Origin of the sequence: Pseudomonas granadensis, assembly GCF_900105485.1 — a bacterium.
Classification (GTDB): domain Bacteria; phylum Pseudomonadota; class Gammaproteobacteria; order Pseudomonadales; family Pseudomonadaceae; genus Aquipseudomonas; species Aquipseudomonas granadensis.
Map to the genome: position 1 here is coordinate 1,331,596 of NZ_LT629778.1, position 18,791 is coordinate 1,350,386.

Sequence of the window (18,791 nt, forward strand, 5' to 3'; positions counted from 1 at the left end):
GTATCAAGGGCTCGCTTTTCCGAGCGGGCTCGCACCGCCTGTGAGCCCGCCGTGAATTCACTCCCCCTCGTCAGCATTGCCATTCCTGCGTTCAATCCGCGTTTTTTCGAGCGGACGTTGAACAGTGCCGTCAGCCAGACGTACAGCAATCTCGACATCGTCGTGTGCGATGACAGTCGTGGTGACGAGATCAAGGACATCGTCAGCCTGGTCAGCGAGCAAACCGGGGCCCAGGTGCGCTACGTTCGCAACCCGCAGACCCTGGGGCTGGTGGGCAATCTGAAGGTCTGCCTCGAGCAGGCGCGCGGCGAGTTCATCAAATTCCTGTGTGACGATGACCTGCTCTATTCGGCCTGCATCGAACAGCAAGCCCAGGAGTTACAGCGCGAAGAAGTCAGTCTGGTGATCGCTCAGCGGCTGCTGTGGGACGCCAACGACATCATTCTGCCGGCCCGTTTGGAAAACAGCTCGCTATCACCCGTGAGCGCCTTGCTCAAAGGCGACGATGTGCTGAGCATTTTCGAGAAGTTCCCGGTCAACGTCCTCGGCGGCTTCAGCAGTGCGTTGTTCCGGCGTGCCGATGTCGCCGAACTGTTGCCGGCGCTCACTGAAGAGGGTGCATGCTTCGTTGCGACCCTGGATTTTGCCTTGTATGTCTGTCTGCTGCGACGCGGCAACATGGTGACGTCCAACAATGTTCTGAGCGCCGAGCGACTTTACCCTGAGCGGTTGAGCGCGCAGCAACCGATGAAGGATGCTGCTGAGGTTGAGCGCGAGTGGCTTTCGCAAATGCTCAAAGTGCGCAGCGGCGAGTCGGCACCCGCGAAGGGCTGGGTTCGCTATGTGCGACTGACCAGGGCCGACGAGTCGCCGCGCGTTTGGGACGAACTGCCGCTGAGCCGCACGCTGGGTACCAAGCAAAGCCGCCAGGAAATGGGTGTGGGTGTCGACAGCTTCAGTTTCGGCGAGCTCTATGCGCAGTGGCTGGCCTGTCGGGTGCTGACCGAGACGCAGCGCCAATGGTTGCCGGAAACCCTTGCAGGCTGGCCGCAGCAGCCGAGAATCGTGCCGATCGTCATTGATGCGCAGGGTAGCCGCGACGGGCTCGAGCGCACCCTGCAAGCGCTCGCTGCCCAGGATTATCCGCCGGAGCTGGTGCTGGTACTGTCCGTAGCCTGTACCGAAGCGCAGTTGCAGGATCGAGTGTTTCACATGCCGTTGCAGGATGATGGTCTGGAGCAGATCAATACGCTGTTGCCGCAACTCGAAGGCGCCGACTGGTTCTACCTGCTGCAACCGGGAGATCGCCCGGTGGCGCCGGCATTGCTGGTGATGGCCGATCGCATCGCGCATTCGCGGTCGCTGACGTGTCTGTACAGCGATGAAGGCAGCCTGCGCGACGGCGAATCGGCGGAACCGGCGTTCAAACCGGACTTCAACCTCGACCTCATGCGCAGTTATCCATACGTCGGCCGAGCGCTGGCATTCCAGCGCGAACGCTTCCTTGCGCTCGGTGGGTTTGCGCCAACATTCGCCGAACTGGCGCCACACGACCTGCTCTGGCGGATGGCCGAAAGCGATGGCCTGCACGTCATTGGCCACGTCGCTGAAGTGCTGCTGGAGTCCAAGTTCGACCTGTCGCAATGGCTCACCGAGCCTGGTGTGGTGGAGCAAAGTCCGCGAATTCTCGAGGCGCATCTGCAGCGCCTAGGCATTGCTCATGAAGTCCGCCAGAACGGGCTGCTCAATCGTGTCGACTACCGCCACGCGCAGCGCCCTCTGGTGTCGGTGATCATCGTCACTCAGGACCAGACGGCCGCCTTGCAGCGCTGTGTCGAAACGCTGCTGGAGAAAACCGCCTACACCGAGTATGAATTGCTCCTGGTCGACAACGGCAGCGAAAGCGCCGAAGCGCTGGCGTGGCTTGACGGCATGGCGCAGCTGGGCAGCGACCGGATTCGCGTGCTGCGGTGTGCGCAAAAGGACAATGCCGCTGCCGTGCACAACTTCGCCGCACGCCAGGCGCGCGGTGAGTATGTGCTGCTGCTCAATGCCTTTGCGGTGATCACCCAGGCCGACTGGCTCGACGAACTGCTCAATCATGCACAACGCCCTGAAGTCGGGGTGGTTGGCGCCAAGCTGTTCAACCCGGACGGTGGCGTGCTGCACGCCGGTCTCATCCTCGGTCTGAACGGGCCGGCGGGACTGCCGTTCTACGGCCAGCCGATGCAGTCGGATGGGTATATGCACCGGCTGCAGGCTGTGCATGACCTGAGCGCGGTCGGTGGCGATTGCCTGATGATTCGCAAATCAGTATTCGAAGCGGCCGGCGGTCTGGACGAGCAGGATTTCAAGCAAACGCTCAGTGTCGTGGATCTGTGTCTGCGCATTGGCCGCGACGGATATCTGGTGGTGATGAACCCGCACGCCGTACTGGCGGTGGGCGCGCGGCCAGGTACGGCGGCGACGCCGGCAGAGGAAACGCAGCACGCCGAGGAAAAGGACACCTTTTATCAGCGCTGGCTGCCATTGGTTGCGCGCGATCCGGCCTATAACGTCAACCTGACGTTGCAGGGCGTAGGCGCCACCAACTTCAGTCTTGAACCGGGCCTGCGTACCGGCTGGAGTGCCTTCTCCAAGGCACAACTGCCGAACGTGCTCGCGGTCCCGATCAACGCTTCTGCCATCGGCCATTACCGTATGAGCCAGCCGATGATCGAGCTGGAAGCAGCCAACCGCGTGGAAGGGCGCATCTGTTACGGCTTGCCGTCGATCATTGATATCGAGCGCCAGGCGCCCGATGTGATCGTTCTGCAGGGGCGTTACTCGGAGCACGCCATCGATGAAATCCCGCCGCTGAAGAAATTCTTCAATGCCCGACGGATTTTCGAGCTCGATGACTATGTGATCGATGTTCCCCATCGCAATGCGCATATTCGCAATATGCCGGGCAAGTCGGACATGGAGCGCATGGTGCGCCGGGCGATCGGCCTGTGCGATCGCGTGGTGGTCTCGACCGCGCCCCTGGCCAACGCGCTATCGGACATGCATCACGACATTCGCGTAGTGCCGAACATGTTGGCCAAGGATCTGTGGGGGCACCTGCGCAGCCAGCGCCGCACCTCGAAAAAACCGCGTGTCGGCTGGGGCGGCGGCACCAGTCACCATGGCGATCTGGCGGTGATTGCCGAGGTGGTGCGCGAACTGGCCAACGAAGTCGACTGGGTGTTCTTCGGCATGTGCCCGGATGACTTGCTGCCGTACATGCACGAATTTCACGGTGTGATTCCCCTGGATGTGTACCCGGCAAAACTGGCCAGCCTGAACCTTGACCTGGCTCTGGCACCGCTGGAGTTTCACATCTTCAACGACTGCAAGAGCAACCTGCGCCTGCTGGAATACGGCGCCTGCGGCTACCCGGTGGTCTGCACCGACACCGAGGCCTATCGCGGCTACTTGCCGTGCACACGGGTCAAGACCAACACGACCGATGAGTGGCTGCAAGCGATCCGTATGCACCTGGCTGACCCGGATGCCAGCTATCGCATGGGCGATGAATTGCGTGAAGTGGTGCTGCGCGACTACGTGCTGCGCGGCGATAACCTGCGGCACTGGGAATACGGCTGGCTGGCGGATTGATCTGCGCAGGGCTTCATTGAAAGGCGATCTCTCGGGTCGCCTTTTTTCCAGGTTCAACGATTTGTTCGAGTCGATCAGGCGAGGGAATGCGCGCTGGACAGGCAATGCCCGCACTGACGGATCCGGTTTCAACAACAACGCAAGGAAGATGTGATGACAGTCGTGAATGGAACGAGTGAAGCGGACGTCCTGTTGGGCACCGACGGCAATGACCAACTCTATGGACTGGAGTCGGATGATGTCCTGCTGGCAAGTACGGGATCGGATGAGCTTGATGGCGGGGACGGCTTCGACACGGCGAATTACTACGCAATAACCTCTGGAATCAACGTCGAACTGGCCGAGGGTGCGACCACCGTCACCGGCCCCGACGGCAAGCTCGATGCGCTGGTGTCCGTTGAGAAGATCGTCGGCACCTTTTCCAACGATACGTTCAGCAGTTCGGTAGCCGGCGTGACGCTGGAAGGCAGCAGCGGTGACGATGTCTACATCGTCAGCGCCGAAGACGTGACCATCGTCGAGGAAGACTGGGGTGGCTACGACGAACTGCGCACCAGCCTCAACAGCATCAAGATGGCTGGCTTCGTCGAGAAGCTGACCTTCACCGGTACCGGTGATTTCAAGGCTTACGGCAGTGACACCGACAACGAGATCATCGCGGGTGCCGGTAACGACTGGCTGTGGGGTGGTGACGGTGCCGATCATTTCGTTGGGGGCGACGGTTACGACACCGTCAGCTACAGCGACAGCCTTGAAGGGGTGCGAGTCGAAGACTTCACCAACTACGACGGCCTTACCATCGCCTATGGCGATATTTTCACCGGCATCGAAGCGCTTCAGGGCTCGGGCTTCGATGATGTGATTTATCGTCACAAGGACTCGATGAGTATCGATGGTGCGCAGGGCTACGACACTGTGAGTTACCGCTACGCCTTCGACGTAGCCAATGTCGTGATCGGCAATGGCAGCAACCTTGCAGGTGACACGCTGACCAACGTGGAAGAGGTTATCGGTTCCTCAGGCGCCGATCGTTTTGTCGTCAACGCCAGCGGTGTGAAGGTAGCTGGCGGTATCGGTGATGACGTTTATACGATCAACAGCACCGGTGTGACTGTTGAAGAAGACGACAGCTTCATGGGCGGTACCGACCATGTGTACACCAGCCTGTCGGAGTTGAGGCTGAGTGCGTTCGTTGAGCGATTGACCTATACCGGCAGCAGCGATTTCACCGGTTACGGCAATGACGAGAACAATACGATCGTTTCCGGGGCCGGGAACGATGTGCTGCTGGGCGGGGCGGGGGCCGATAACTTTGAAGGTGGCGCCGGTATCGACATCGTCAGCTATGACGACAGTGCTGAAGGCTTGAGCGCCTCGCTGAAATGGGGGGCGCAGAGCGGTATCGCCTTCCATGACGTCTACATCGACATCGAAGGCCTGCGCGGCAGTCAGTTCAATGATGTTCTGGAGGGTGAGTGGGGCGACAACGTCCTTGAAGGCGGTGGTGGTGACGACCAGATTCAGGGTGGCGAAGGCAACGATCATATCTACGGTGGTCTGGCGTCCGGTCTCGATGCAGCCGGGCAGTCCGACACCTTGTTCGGTGGCTTGGGCGATGACGTCATCATCGCTGCGCGCGACGGTCTGTTTACCTGGGTCAGTGGCGATGAAGGCAATGACAACATTACCCTCGGACGGGGCGTGGCCTATGGTGGGCAGGGGAATGACGTGTTGATTTTCAACGGCGCCGGCCCGTCGAGCGTGGGCAGCAGCGGGTTTGGCGAGCAGGGCGATGATACCTATGTGGTGAACACATCTGCGTTGGTGACGATCAAGGATGAAGGGCTGGATGCCAATGACACGCTGATCCTGAACGCGATCGCTGACGCCAGTCAGTTGAGCGTGACCCGTGTGGGCGATGACGTGTATCTGCACAGTGCCAATGACGGTAGCAGTGGCGTGCCGGACAATGGTGTGCGGCTGGTGGACTGGTATGCGGGGTTTGCGACCATCGAGCATGTTCAGACGGCGGATGGTCAGTTCTTTGAACTGCCTGTTGGGGGGGATGGGTTTGCGATGTTCGGGTAGTTGTCGGGGGCTTTGAGAAGAGGGACGAATCTTTGGGTTCGTCCCTTTTTTGTTTTGGCCTTGGCGGCCTCTGGGCCGACCAGGCTCTTGGTGTTTTGGGTGAATATCCGTTGCTTCGGGTGTGGCTTATGGCGGTTTCGCCCTTACGGCGAGTCACCTTTTTCAAACGCCAAAAAGGTAACCCAAAACGCTTGCTCCTGCGTTCGGCCCTCGCAGGCTCGGGTCCCTTCGCTCCGGGATCGATCCGGGCGCAGCGGCTACGGTTTGCTTCGCTGCACCTCCTTCCGCTGTGTCTGGCTGCGCCAGACGGTCGCTGCGCTCCCACGCCCGGATCAATCCCTGCGCTCAGCCTTCCGACGTCGCTGGTGACGCAAGATCAAGAGCACTCGAGCTGGCGCTCATTGTTGAGTGGTGAGAAGCGGGTGGTTGGCTTTGGATTGGTGGCGTGGCTACCCCTCACCCCAGCCCTCTCCCGAGGGCGAGGGAGCCGATTTCGGTTGGCTTCGAAGTTGGCGTACGACTCGGTATTTCGAGTCGGCGTAGTCCTCGCATCCACCTCGGTCAGTCCCCTCTCCTTTTGGGAGAGGGCTAGGGTGAGGGGCTTTTGACGTTGCTTTTGATCTCTCACCTGTCGGCTGGCTGAGCGTACGGATCGTGGTGTTCCTCGTTGCCGCTCCCGCTGTATCTGGCTGCGCCAGACGGTCGCTGCGCTCCCACGCCCGGATCAATCCCTCCACTCAGCCTTCCGATGTCACTGGTCAGGCAAGATCAAAAGCACTCGAGCTAACGCTCATTGTTGAGTGGTTAGAAGCGCCGCATGGCTTGGGATTTTCGGTGGATTTGCCCCTCATCGGAACGCCGCCCGCCCAGCCCTCTCCCGAGGGAGAGGGAGCCGATTTCGGTTGGATTTGAAATTTGTATTCGACTCGGTATTTCGAGTCGGCGTAGTCCTCGCATCCATCTCGGTCAGTCCCCTCTCCTTTTGGGAGAGGGCTAGGGTGAGGGGCTTTTGACGTTGCTTTCGATCTCTCACCTGTCGGCTGGCTGACCGTACGGATCGTGGTGTTCCTCGTTGCCGCTCCCGCTGTATCTGGCTGCGCCAGACGGTCGCTGCGCTCCCACGGCCGGATCAATCCCTGTGCTCAGCCTTCCGACGTCGCCGGTGACGCAAGATCGAAAGCACTCGAGCTAACGCTCATTGTTGAGTGGTTAGAGGCGGGTGGTTGGCTTTCGGATTGTGGTGTGGCTGCCCCTCACCCCAGCCCTCTCCCCCTGGAGAGGGAGCCGATTTTGGTTGGATTTGAAATTTGTATTCGACTCGGTATTTCGAGTCGGCGTAGTCCTCGCATCCACCTCGGTCAGTCCCCTCTCCCTTTGGGAGAGGGTTAGGGTGAGGGGCTTTGGATTTTGCTCCGGCTTGGTGTTCATCGTTGCCAGCGATTTTGGAGCTGGCGCGTTTCCTGCAAGTCCCCCTCAAATCGCCATAAAACGAGCGCTCGCGGTTATTTCAACTGCGCCCGGAACGGCAAAAGGTGTCGCCGCGAGGCCCGCAACGCTCAACAAAGCCATGCGCAGCCCGGTGCAGAACAAGAGGGGAGACGATGAAGGCAGTAATTTTGGCGGGTGGCCTCGGTACGCGCATCAGCGAAGAGTCGCACCTCAAGCCCAAGCCGATGATCGAGATCGGCGGCAAGCCAATTCTCTGGCACATCATGAAGCAGTATTCCGCCCATGGAATCCACGACTTCGTCATTTGCCTGGGCTACAAGGGCTACGCGATCAAGGACTTCTTCGCCAATTACTTCCTGCACACCTCCGACGTCACCTTCAACATGCGCGAAAATCGCATGGACGTGCACCAGAACTACAGCGAGCCGTGGAGCGTCACCCTGATCGACACCGGTGAGGAAACCATGACCGGCGGCCGTCTGTTGCGCGCCGGCCGTTACCTGCAGGACGAAGAGGCGTTCTGCTTCACCTACGGCGATGGCGTTTCCGATATCAACATTGCTCAACTGGTCGACTACCATAAAGCCCACGGTCGTCTGGCGACCGTCACTGCCGTGCAGCCGCCGGGCCGCTATGGCGCCCTTGAGCGTCAGGGCGATCAAGTGCTGGGCTTCACGGAAAAACCACGCGGCGATGGCGGCTGGATCAACGGCGGCTTCTTCGTGCTTTCGCCAAAGGTGTTGCCGTACATCGCCGATGACGCCACTACCTGGGAAGCCGAGCCGTTGGCGCGTCTGGCCGCGGACGAACAGTTGAAAGCCTTCGAACACGAGGGTTTCTGGCATCCGATGGACACCCTGCGCGACAAGAATCATCTCGAAGCGTTGTGGCAGAGCGGGGAGGCCCCATGGAAGCAATGGGCCTGAGTGCAAATTTCTGGCGCGGCAAGCGCGTTCTCGTCACCGGACACACCGGTTTCAAAGGCAGCTGGCTGACCCTGTGGCTGCAAAGCCTCGGCGCGCAAGTCAGCGGTTTTTCGCTGGACCCGTCGACCGAGCCGAGCCTGTTCCAACTGGCGCGGGTCAGCGAGGGCATCAACGATCAGCGCGGTGATCTGCGCGATCTCGGCGCCTTGCTGGAAATCATTGCCGACACCGAGCCGGAAATCGTCCTGCATCTGGCTGCTCAGCCGTTGGTGCGTGAAGGCTATCGCGATCCGCTCGGCACTTATTCGAGCAACGTCATGGGCACGCTGAACCTGCTCGAAGCGATTCGTCAGGTTGGTGGCGTACGCGCCTGTGTGCTGGTGACCACCGACAAGGTCTACGCCAACCAGGAATGGCTGTGGCCGTATCGCGAAGACGAAGCCCTCGGTGGCCACGACCCGTACAGCAGCAGCAAGGCTTGTTGCGAGCTGTTGGCGCAGTCCTATGCCGCGTCGTTCTTCCCGGCGGACAAGCACGCCGAGCATGGCCTGGCCCTGGCCACCGCGCGTGCCGGCAACGTGCTGGGCGGCGGTGATTTTGCCCCGGAGCGACTGATTCCCGACGTGCTCAAGGCCTGGAGCGCAGACGAGCCGGTGACCTTGCGCTACCCGCAAGCCGTGCGCCCGTGGCAGCACGCGCTGGAGCCGCTGGCCGGTTATCTGCAATTGGCCGCTGGCCTGTATGAACAAGGCCCGGAATATGCCGGTGCGTGGAACTTCGGCCCGGGTGAAGCGGATATGTGCAGCGTCGGCGAAGTCGTCGAATTGCTCGCCAGCCGCTGGCCGCAGGCGCGTGGTCTACGCATCGAAAAAAGCGAACTGCATGAAGCCGGCCTGCTGCGTCTGGACAGTAGTCGCGCCCGCCAGTTGCTCGACTGGCAACCGCGCTGGACCTTGCAGCAATGCCTGACCCAGACCCTCGACTGGCATCTGGCGTGGCAGAACGGCGATGACATGCGCAACGTCACCCTCGGCCAATTGAAGCTGTACCGAGGCGTGCTGTGAGCGAGTTCTCCCTGAAGGCATTGCCACTGGCCGGGCTGTTCAGCGTCCAGCACAAGCGCTTCGAAGATCAGCGTGGGCACTTCGCCCGGCTGTTCTGCGAGGGCAGTCTGAGTGCGTTCGGCAGCGCGTTCCACATCCGCCAGATCAACCATTCCTGCACGCGCGAGAAGGGCAGTGTGCGTGGGCTGCATTACCAGAATGCCAACGCCCCGGAAGCCAAACTGATCACCTGCCTGCGCGGTGAAGTCTGGGATGTCGCGGTGGATCTGCGTCCTGACTCGGAAACCTTTTTGGACTGGCACGCCGAGCACTTGAAGGCGGGCGATGGCCGCAGTCTGTTGATACCGGCGGGGTTCGCCCACGGTTTCCAGACCCTCAGCGAAGACGCCGAACTGCTTTACCTGCACAGCGCCGATTACGCGCCGGAGCATGAGGGCGGTCTGTCGGTGAACGATCCGCGGCTGGCGATTGCCTGGCCGCTGCCTGTCAATAATTTGTCAGCGCGGGATTCCAGCCATCCCGCGCTCGATCAACACTTTGCTGGAGTGCGTCTATGAACTGCCGTGGGTGCGCTGCACCGCTGAGCCTGCCGCTGATCGACCTCGGCACCTCGCCACCGTCCAATGCCTACGTGCATGCCGATCGCCTGGAGCAGGCCGAGCAGTGGGTGCCGCTCAAAGTCGCCGTGTGTCAGCAATGCTGGCTGGTACAGACCGAGGATTACACCCGCGCCGACAGCCTGTTCGACGCCGAGTACGCCTATTTCAGTTCGTTTTCCAGTACCTGGCTGACCCACGCTGAGCGTTATGTCGGCGAGATGGTCGAACGCTTCGGTCTCAATGAAGACAGCCGCGTCGTCGAGGTCGCCGCCAACGACGGTTACCTGCTGCAATACGTCGATGCACGCGGCATCGCTTGCCTGGGCGTCGAGCCGACCCGCAGCACCGCGCAGGCGGCACGCGAGAAGGGGCTGGAGATTCGTGAACTGTTCTTCGGTCGTGACACCGCTGCAAAACTGCAAAGCGAAGGCTGGGGTGCCGACCTGATGGCGGCCAACAATGTGCTCGCCCATGTACCGGACATCAACGACTTCCTCGGTGGTTTCGCCACGCTGCTCAAGCCGAGCGGCGTCGCCACGTTCGAATTTCCGCAACTGCTGACGCTGATGGCCGGCGCGCAGTTCGACACGCTGTATCACGAACATTATTCCTACCTGTCGCTGACCGCCGTGCAGACGTTGTGCGAGCGCAATGGCCTGGAAGTTTTCGACGTCAGCCAGTTGAGCACCCATGGCGGCTCGCTGCGGGTGTTCGTACAGCGCAAGGACGGCGAACGCCGCGCGGTACAACCGGCCGTTCAGCAACAATTGCAAGCCGAACTCGATGCCGGGGTGAAAACCGCCGAGTACTACGCGACGCTCGCGCCCGCCGCTGAACGCATCAAACATGAACTGCTGCGCTTTCTGTTACAGGCCAAGGCCGATGGCAAACGGGTGGTCGGTTACGGCGCGGCGGCCAAAGGCAATACCTTGCTCAATTACGCCGGGGTCAAGCCTGACTTGCTCGCTTGGGTAGCGGATGCCAACCCGCACAAGCAGGGCAAATTTCTGCCGGGCAGCCGCATTCCCATCGTGGCTCCGGCGCAGATCGATATCGAGAAGCCGGATTACGTGCTGGTGCTGCCGTGGAACCTGCTGCACGAAGTCAGTCAGCAACTGGCGCAGGTTCGTCAGTGGGACGGGCGCTTCGTGATCGCCGTGCCTGAGTTGAAAGTGCTGTGAAGCTTCTGGTTACGGGCGCCACGGGGTTTGTCGGTCGGCATCTGGTTGCCGCGTTGCTGGCAAGCGGCTGCGAAGTGCGCGCGGTGGCGCGCAATGCACAAACGGCGCAAGGCATGCCGTGGATCGACGACGTCGAGTTCATTGCCGCGGATATTCATGCTGCTGACCTCGATGTCAGCGCGTTAACCGCTGGCATTGATGCCCTGGCGCATCTGGCCTGGCCGGGTTTGCCGAACTATCGGGCGCTGTTCCATTTTGAGCACAACCTGATGGCCGATTATCGCTTTATCAAAGGCGCGGTCGAGGCCGGCGTAAAGCAGGTTCTGGTCACAGGTACCTGCTTCGAATATGGCATGCAAAGCGGCCCGCTCAGTGAAACAACCGAGCCACACCCGAGTAACCCGTACGGTCTGGCGAAACATACGCTGCACCTGTTTCTGCAGAATCTGCAGCAGGAACGGCCGTTCACCCTGCAATGGGCGCGATTGTTCTATCTGCACGGCGAAGGGCAGAACCCCAACAGCCTGCTCGCGGCACTGGACCGGGCGATCGATGCTGCTGAACCGTCGTTCAACATGTCGGCCGGTGAGCAGTTGCGCGATTTCCTGCCGATTGAAAACGCGGCCGGTTACCTTGCGGCGATCCTGCAAAAACACGATTTCAATGGCGTAATCAATTGCGCCAGTGGCCAAGCAGTGTCGGTGCGCTCGCTGGTCGAGCAGCGTCTGCGCGAACGCGGCGCGACGATCCAATTGAACCTCGGCCATTACCCCTATCCGAGCCACGAACCGCTGGCGTTCTGGGCGGTGACCGAGCGCTTGCAACAGTTACTGGGAGAGCCGCAATGAGGCACGAGTTGTATCGGGTCACCGACCTGCCGGTGTTGCAGAACCGTACCTTCGCTGACGCAGCGTCGGCGCAGGCGTCGGCGAGCGCCGACATGCTGTTGGTACAGGACGCGCGCAGCGGTCTGATCTTCAATGCCGCGTTCGAGCCCGACAAGCTCAGCTACGACGCCGATTACCAGAACGAGCAGGCGCATTCCGGCCAGTTCCAGAAGCACTTGAATGACGTCGAAGGCATTATCGCCAGGCACTTCAAGGGCCAGGAGCTGATCGAGGTCGGTTGCGGCAAGGGCTATTTCCTCGAACTGCTCAAGGGCCTGGGCTACTCGGTCACCGGCATCGACCCGGCGTACGAAGGCGAAAATGCCGACGTGATCAAGGCGCCGTTTACTCGCGGCCTTGGGCTGGCCGCCGATGCGATCGTTCTGCGCCATGTGCTGGAACACATCCAGGACCCGGTGAGCTTCCTCGCCGTGATCGCCGAGGCCAATCAGGGCGGGCAGATCTACATCGAAGTGCCGTGCTTCGACTGGATTCTCGAACACAAGGCCTGGTTCGACCTGTTCTATGAGCACGTCAATTACTTCCGCCTCGATGACCTGCGCCGTCTGTTCGGCACCGTACATGAGGCTGGCCATCTGTTCGGTGGCCAATACCTGTACATCGTCGCTGATCTGGCGACGTTGCGCCTCGCCCCGGAACAACCGGTGCCGCGGCTGACGTTGCCGGATGGCTTCACCGCCAGCCTCGACCGCGCCGTGCAGATCATTCAATCCGCCCCCGAGCAGGGCTCGGCGATCTGGGGCGCTTCGTCCAAAGGCGTGATCTATTCGCTGTTCCTGCAACGTGCCGGGGTGGCGGTGGACCGCGTGGTCGATATCAACCCGGCCAAGCAGGGGCGTTATTTGCCGTTGAGCGGTGCGCGTGTGTCTTCGCCCCAAGAGGCGATGGATACGCTGCCCGAAGGCGCCAACCTGTTTGTGATGAATTCCAATTACCTCGAAGAGATCAAGCGGATGACCGGTGGACGCTACGTCTATCACGCCGTCGACAGCGCTTCGTTCCAGTGACCCTTGAGATGACCAACATGACCGACAACAGCATCAACCAAGCCTTCGAAGCCGAGTGCCGCGAGCAGATCGCCCAGCAGGGTGACGATCCGAAACTGACCGGCCTGGCCCGCGATTTCTTCAACGAATCGGCCAGGCACAAATACAGCTACCACTTCTCGTGGATGGGCCGCCCGATCATCCAGCTGCCGCAAGACATGATGGCCATGCAGGAGATCATCTGGCAGGTCAAACCGGACCTGGTGATCGAGTGCGGCATCGCCCACGGCGGTTCGATCATTTACTACGCCTCGTTGCTGGAACTGCAGGGCCACGGCGAAGTGCTGGGCATCGACCTCGATATCCGTGCGCACAACCGTGAAGCGATCGAAAGCCATCCGATGGCCAAGCGCATCAAGATGATCGAAGGCTCGAGCATCGATGCAGGCATCGCCGCCCAGGTGCAAGCGGCGGCCAAGGGCAAGAAAGTCATTCTGGTGCTCGACTCCAACCACACCCACGATCACGTCCTCGAAGAGCTGCGTCTGTACGCACCGCTGGTGTCGGTCGACAGCTATTGCGTGGTGATGGACACCGTGGTCGAAGACATGCCGGCCGATTTCTTCCCGGATCGTCCGTGGGGCCCGGGTGACAACCCGAAAACCGCCGTCTGGAAATACCTGGAAGAAAACCAGGATTTCGAGATCGACCAGCAGTTGCAGAACAAGCTGCTGATCACCGTGGCGCCAGACGGCTATCTGCGTCGCGTTCGTTAATTAGCAACATCCCCAAAGCGTTATCTCGGCGAGTCGCCGGTTGTGGAGAGAAGTTATGCAAGGCAAGTACAGTTCTGAACTGACGCTACCGCTCAGCGAGTTGTTGACGGTGGTGCTGATTACTCACAACCGGCCGGCGTTCCTGCGCCGTGCGGTGAAGTACTACAGCAGCTTGCCCTGCCGGATCATGGTGCTGGACTCCACGCCGGAACGTCCGGAAGGCGATTTTTCCGCCGTCGATTATCATCACGTGCCGCAATTCGCCTACTGGGGCATGCAGGCCAAACTGGCCTATGGCGTCGAGCAACTGACCACGCCCTATATGGTGCTGGCGGCGGATGACGATTTCATCGTGTTCGATTCGCTCTGCGAGTCAGTCGGCTTTCTTCAGGCCAATCGTGACTACGGCATGTGTCATGGCTATTGCCTGATGTACCTGGCGAAGGCCGATGGCGTGAACTACTACCGCCGCGACAAGAAGGTTCAGGAAGACTATTCATCCGAGCGCGCGCAGGACCGCGTCATTGATTACATGAGTCAGTACATCCCGCCGTTTTACGCGGTGACCCGTACCGATCTGATGAAAACCTGGCACTCGGCATTGCCTCCGGGGACCAATTTTCAATGGCAGGAAATCGGTCACGTGTACTTCCTGCTGGCCAGCGCCAAGGCACGGATCCTGCCTGTTCCTTATGTGGTGCGCGAGATCAATTACGGCGTTTCCGAACACAATACCGATGTGTATCACTCGCTGACCTATCTCGATGCCAGGTCGGTCGCCGAACGAGAGGCGTTCGCCGATTTCCTCGTCTCGCTGCCTACCGGTATTCAAAACCTCGATGCAGGGCAGGCCAAGGCCTTTGCTCTGGAGAGCTTTGCGGCGATGGCCGAGAGTCTGGCGGTCCGCCGGGCGTTGACTGCCGAGCTGATTTTCGAGTCGACCTGGAATCAGCAATTGCGCCGGCCTGATCGGCGTTTCGGCCCACTGCAGTACGTCGAGATGCCGTTCTACAACCAGGCGTTTTTCGATCTTCTGGAACAGTTTGAATTCATGCTGCACACCCTGCCGGCGGGTCGCCTTCAGCTGGAAGGGTTGGAAGGCGTATGGACGCGTCAGGCGCATCTGCTCCAGGCGCGCAATAACGATACGCCGGAGAGTGTGATCGACCGGTTGTGGCAGGCGCATGATCTGAATGCGTTCAATCAGGTGGTTGCCAAGCGTCTGGCCGCGCAAATGCAAGTGCTCGGTGACGAGGCAGCGGCGCAAATGCATGAATGGATCGACCGCCTCGAGGCGCTGACGGTCGACGATCATCAGCTCACGTTCGACAAGATGCAATCGGGACGTTTGTTGAATTGGCTGGCTGCACGCGCACCGGCCATCGAGCAGCTCGAGTCGATCAGCCAGCACGTGGCTGCTGAAGGTGGTGGCCCGCAGTTCGGTATCTTCCTGCTTGATCTGGACAACGACATCGACAAGTTGCAAGTGTCGCTCGACAGCCTGGTCGAGGGGCACTGCAAAGCGTTCAGGATTGTCGTGTTTACTACCGGTGAAGCGCCGGCAGCGACCACTGCGCAGAACACCTTGCACTTTGTCCGTGTCACGCCCGGCAATCTCGTCGACAAACTCAACCAGAGCGCTCAGCAGTCGCCGAGCGACTGGTTGATGTTGGCTCAGGCCGGTGATGAGTTCACCGCCAGCGGCCTGTTGCGCGCCAGCCTTGAACTGATGGCTGCCCAAGGTGTGCGTGCTGTCGCCACCGATGAAATACAGCGCAAGGAAAACGGTGCGCTGGTCGACGTGTTCCGCCCCGGTTTCAATCTGGATCTGCTGCAAAGCGTGCCGTCACTGATGGCGCGCCATTGGTTGATCCGGCGCCAGGTGCTGCTCGAGGTCGGCGGCTATCAGGCTGATTTCAGCAAGGCGCTGGAATTCGATCTGTTGTTGCGCATCATCGAGCAGGGTGGCCTCGACGGTCTCGCGCATCTCGACGAGCCACTGTTGATCACCGAGCGAGCGCCGCTGGAGGAAAACACCCACGAACGCCTGGCATTGCTGCGCCATCTCGGCAATCGCGGCTACAAGGCCAAGGTTACTTCACAGACGCCGGGCACCTGGCAGATCGATTATCGCCACACCGAGCAGCCACTGGTGTCGATCATTGTGCCGGTCATCGATGATTTGCCGGCGCTGCGTCGCTGCCTGGAAGGCGTGCTGCTGCGAACCCGTTACAGCCGCTACGAAGTATTGCTGGCGGCTGACGCCCGGCAGTCGGCGCAGGTCAATGACTGGCTGGGCACGCTGCGTCATGCCAGGGTCAATGTGTTGCGTGCCGATCAGCCATTGAGCGAGGTCGCGTTGTACAACGCCGCCAGCGAGCAAGCCCAGGGTGATTATCTGGTATTGCTGGCCGCTGACAGTGAAGTGGTCAACCCGAACTGGATCGATTCGCTGCTCAATCACGCCCAGCGCCCGGAAGTCGGCATCGTCGGTGCCAAGCTGGTCGATCGCGACGGCAAGGTCTCGCACGCCGGTTTGATACTGGGGCTGAACGATGGCGTGGGTTCGCCCTTCATCGGCGAGAAACACAAGGCCGAGGGTTACATGCAGCGTCTGGTGGCCGAGCAAAATTATTCGGCCGTCTCCAGGGTCTGCATGATGGTGCGCAAAGAACTGTACAGCGCCTTGGGCGGGCTGGATGAAGCGATTTTCGCTGAAGGTTTCGCCGATGTCGACCTGTGCCTCAAGGCCGGTCAGGCCGGTTACCTCACCGTGTGGACGCCGCTGGTGCAAGTGCTGCACAACGGCGAGCTGGCACAGCAGCCAGCGGCACTGGCGACGCTGCGTGAAAAATGGCCCGACGCCTTCGCGCACGACCCGGCCTACAACGCCAACCTGGCCCTGACCGGCAAAGGTTTTACCCTGGGCGAAAGTGCCCCGATCAACTGGGCACAGTTGCTCGCTTAAGCTCGCCGGACAGGAACCACAACATGTTCAACGGTAAATCGATCTTCATCTCCGGCGGCACCGGCTCGTTCGGGCGCAACTTCATCCGTCGCTTGCTGGAGCAATACCAGCCCAAGCGCGTGGTGGTGTTCTCCCGCGACGAGCTGAAACAGTACGAGATGCAGCAGACGTTCAACGCGCCGTGCATGCGCTATTTCATCGGTGACGTGCGTGACGCCGATCGCTTGCGTCAGGCCATGCGCGGTATCGACTACGTGGTACATGCCGCGGCGCTCAAACAAGTGCCGGCGGCGGAGTACAACCCGACCGAGTGCATTCGCACCAACGTCAATGGCGCGGAAAACATCATCGCCGCCGCCATCGACAACGGGGTGAAAAAAGTCGTGGCGTTGTCCACGGACAAAGCGGCCAGCCCGATCAATCTGTACGGCGCGACCAAGTTGCTCTCGGACAAACTGTTCGTCGCTGCCAACAACATTGCCGGCGAGCAGCAGACCCGCTTTGCCGTGGTGCGTTACGGCAACGTTGCCGGTTCGCGCGGCTCCGTGGTGCCGTTTTTCAGCAAGCTGATCGCCGATGGCGCGCAGGAGTTGCCGATCACCGACGAGCGCATGACCCGGTTCTGGATCACCCTCGATCACGGCGTGCAGTTCGTGCTCGACAGCTTCGCGCGGATGCACGGCGGCGAAGTGTTCGTGCCGAAGATTCCGTCGATCCGCATTGTCGATCTGGCGCGTGGCATGGCTGAGCATCTGCCGCACAAGAACGTCGGCATTCGTCCCGGCGAAAAGCTGCATGAGCTGATGGTGCCGCTGGACGATGCGCGCATGACTCTGGAATTTGAAGATCACTACACGATTCAGCCATCGATTCGCTTCACCAGCGTCGATGTCGATTTTGCCGTCGACAAACTCGGCGAGCGTGGGCGCGCGGTGAGCGAAGATTTCGAATACCGCTCCGACACCAACCCGCAGTTTCTCTCGGTCGGGCAGATCGCCGACCTGCACGCGAAACTCTCGGCATGATCCCCTACGGTCGGCAGAGCCTCGATCAGGCGGACATCGATGCGGTGGTCGCGGTACTGCAATCGGACTGGCTGACCCAGGGCCCGACCATCGAACGCTTCGAGCAGGCGATGGCCGCGCGTTGCCAGGCCGATTTCGCGGTGGCGGTGTGCAACGCCACGGCGGCGCTGCACATCGCTTGTCTGGCGGCGGGGCTGGGGCCGGGCGATCGTTTGTGGACCACGCCGAACACCTTTCTTGCCTCGGCCAACTGCGGACGCTATTGCGGCGCCGAGGTGGATTTCGTCGATATCGATCCGCTGACCTGGAACCTCGACGCGGTGGTTCTTGCGACGAAGCTGGAACAGGCGGAGCGCGACGGCACGTTGCCGAAAGTGCTGGTTGCGGTGGCGTTCTCGGGGCAGAGCTGTGACATGCGGCGCATCGCCGAACTGGCTGAGCGCTATAACTTCACCGTGATCGAGGACGCCTCGCACGCGGTCGGCGCCAGCTATGCCGGGCGCCCGATCGGGTGCGGCGAATTTGCCGCGATGACGGTGTTCAGTTTCCATCCGGTGAAAATCATCACCAGCGCCGAGGGCGGCATGGTCCTGACCAATCGCCCGCACCTGGCCGAGCGTCTGCAACGCCTGCGCAGCCACGGCATGACCCGTGATGCGCAGCAGATGACCGAGCCCAGTCACGGGCCTTGGTACTACCAGCAGATCGAACTGGGCTTCAATTATCGGATCACCGATCTGCAAGCGGCGCTGGGCCTGTCACAGTTGGAGAAACTGGACGAATTCGTCGCCCGGCGCCGCGAACTGGCGGCGCGATACGATCGCTTGCTCGCCTACTTGCCGGTGACGTTGCCGAGCCCGCAGGAAGAGGCGGAGTCTGCCTGGCACTTGTATGTGATTCGCTTGCAGACCGAGCGCATCAGCCTCAGTCATCGTCAGGTCTTCGAAGGTTTGCGCGCCGCCGGTATCGGCGTGAATCTGCACTACATCCCGGTGCACTTGCAGCCTTACTATCAGGACCTGGGTTTTGCCGAGGGGGACTTTCCCGAGGCTGAACGCTATTACGCTCAAGCCATCAGTTTGCCGCTGTACCCCTTGCTGAGCGATGAGCAGCAGGATCATGTGGTCGAGCAACTGCGGCGACTGACCGAAGGATGACCGCTGCGGCGGTGGACGAGACTGT

The 18,791-nt window shown here is 60.8% G+C and carries 12 protein-coding genes; all 12 read left to right on the plus strand.

Features of this window, described 5'->3' with window-relative positions:
- Positions 1 to 51 precede the first annotated feature (51 nt).
- A complete protein-coding gene (locus tag BLU52_RS05905; RefSeq protein ID WP_090282329.1) occupies positions 52 to 3,639 on the plus strand; it encodes a glycosyltransferase in 3,588 nt (1,195 codons plus the stop codon).
- 153 nt (positions 3,640 to 3,792) lie between these two features.
- Positions 3,793 to 5,727, plus strand: coding sequence for a calcium-binding protein (locus BLU52_RS05910; protein WP_090282330.1), 1,935 nt, complete (start codon positions 3,793 to 3,795; stop codon positions 5,725 to 5,727).
- 1,601 nt (positions 5,728 to 7,328) lie between these two features.
- The gene (gene rfbF / locus BLU52_RS05920; RefSeq protein WP_090282332.1) at positions 7,329 to 8,102 is read left to right on the plus strand and encodes a glucose-1-phosphate cytidylyltransferase; all 774 of its coding nucleotides are present in this window, start codon (positions 7,329 to 7,331) and stop codon (positions 8,100 to 8,102) included.
- Positions 8,084 to 9,166 (plus strand): CDP-glucose 4,6-dehydratase, encoded by a 1,083-nt coding sequence (gene rfbG, locus BLU52_RS05925; RefSeq protein WP_090282333.1) that lies wholly within the window; start codon positions 8,084 to 8,086, stop codon positions 9,164 to 9,166. Before rfbF ends, rfbG begins: the two co-directional genes overlap by 19 nt.
- Positions 9,163 to 9,723 carry a dTDP-4-dehydrorhamnose 3,5-epimerase family protein gene (locus tag BLU52_RS05930; protein ID WP_090282334.1) on the plus strand — a complete coding sequence of 187 codons (561 nt, stop codon included), beginning with the start codon at positions 9,163 to 9,165 and terminating at the stop codon, positions 9,721 to 9,723. The genes rfbG and BLU52_RS05930 overlap by 4 nt, the downstream gene beginning before the upstream one ends.
- Positions 9,720 to 10,946 (plus strand): class I SAM-dependent methyltransferase, encoded by a 1,227-nt coding sequence (locus BLU52_RS05935; protein ID WP_090282335.1) that lies wholly within the window; start codon positions 9,720 to 9,722, stop codon positions 10,944 to 10,946. Before BLU52_RS05930 ends, BLU52_RS05935 begins: the two co-directional genes overlap by 4 nt.
- Positions 10,943 to 11,794, plus strand: coding sequence for an NAD-dependent epimerase/dehydratase family protein (locus BLU52_RS05940; RefSeq protein ID WP_090282336.1), 852 nt, complete (start codon positions 10,943 to 10,945; stop codon positions 11,792 to 11,794). Before BLU52_RS05935 ends, BLU52_RS05940 begins: the two co-directional genes overlap by 4 nt.
- On the plus strand, positions 11,791 to 12,861 hold the full coding sequence (locus tag BLU52_RS05945) for a class I SAM-dependent methyltransferase (RefSeq protein WP_090282337.1): 1,071 nt from the start codon (positions 11,791 to 11,793) through the stop codon (positions 12,859 to 12,861). The genes BLU52_RS05940 and BLU52_RS05945 overlap by 4 nt, the downstream gene beginning before the upstream one ends.
- Positions 12,862 to 12,878: 17 nt before the next feature.
- Positions 12,879 to 13,616, plus strand: a complete 738-nt coding sequence (locus BLU52_RS05950; protein ID WP_090288447.1) for a cephalosporin hydroxylase family protein — start codon at positions 12,879 to 12,881, stop codon at positions 13,614 to 13,616.
- A gap of 55 nt (positions 13,617 to 13,671) precedes the next feature.
- Positions 13,672 to 16,584 (plus strand): glycosyltransferase family 2 protein, encoded by a 2,913-nt coding sequence (locus tag BLU52_RS05955; protein ID WP_090282338.1) that lies wholly within the window; start codon positions 13,672 to 13,674, stop codon positions 16,582 to 16,584.
- A 23-nt stretch (positions 16,585 to 16,607) separates the two neighbouring features.
- Positions 16,608 to 17,609, plus strand: coding sequence for a UDP-N-acetylglucosamine 4,6-dehydratase (inverting) (gene pseB, locus BLU52_RS05960; RefSeq protein ID WP_090282339.1), 1,002 nt, complete (start codon positions 16,608 to 16,610; stop codon positions 17,607 to 17,609).
- Positions 17,606 to 18,766 (plus strand): UDP-4-amino-4,6-dideoxy-N-acetyl-beta-L-altrosamine transaminase, encoded by a 1,161-nt coding sequence (pseC, locus tag BLU52_RS05965; RefSeq protein WP_090282340.1) that lies wholly within the window; start codon positions 17,606 to 17,608, stop codon positions 18,764 to 18,766. The genes pseB and pseC overlap by 4 nt, the downstream gene beginning before the upstream one ends.
- Positions 18,767 to 18,791 lie beyond the last annotated feature (25 nt).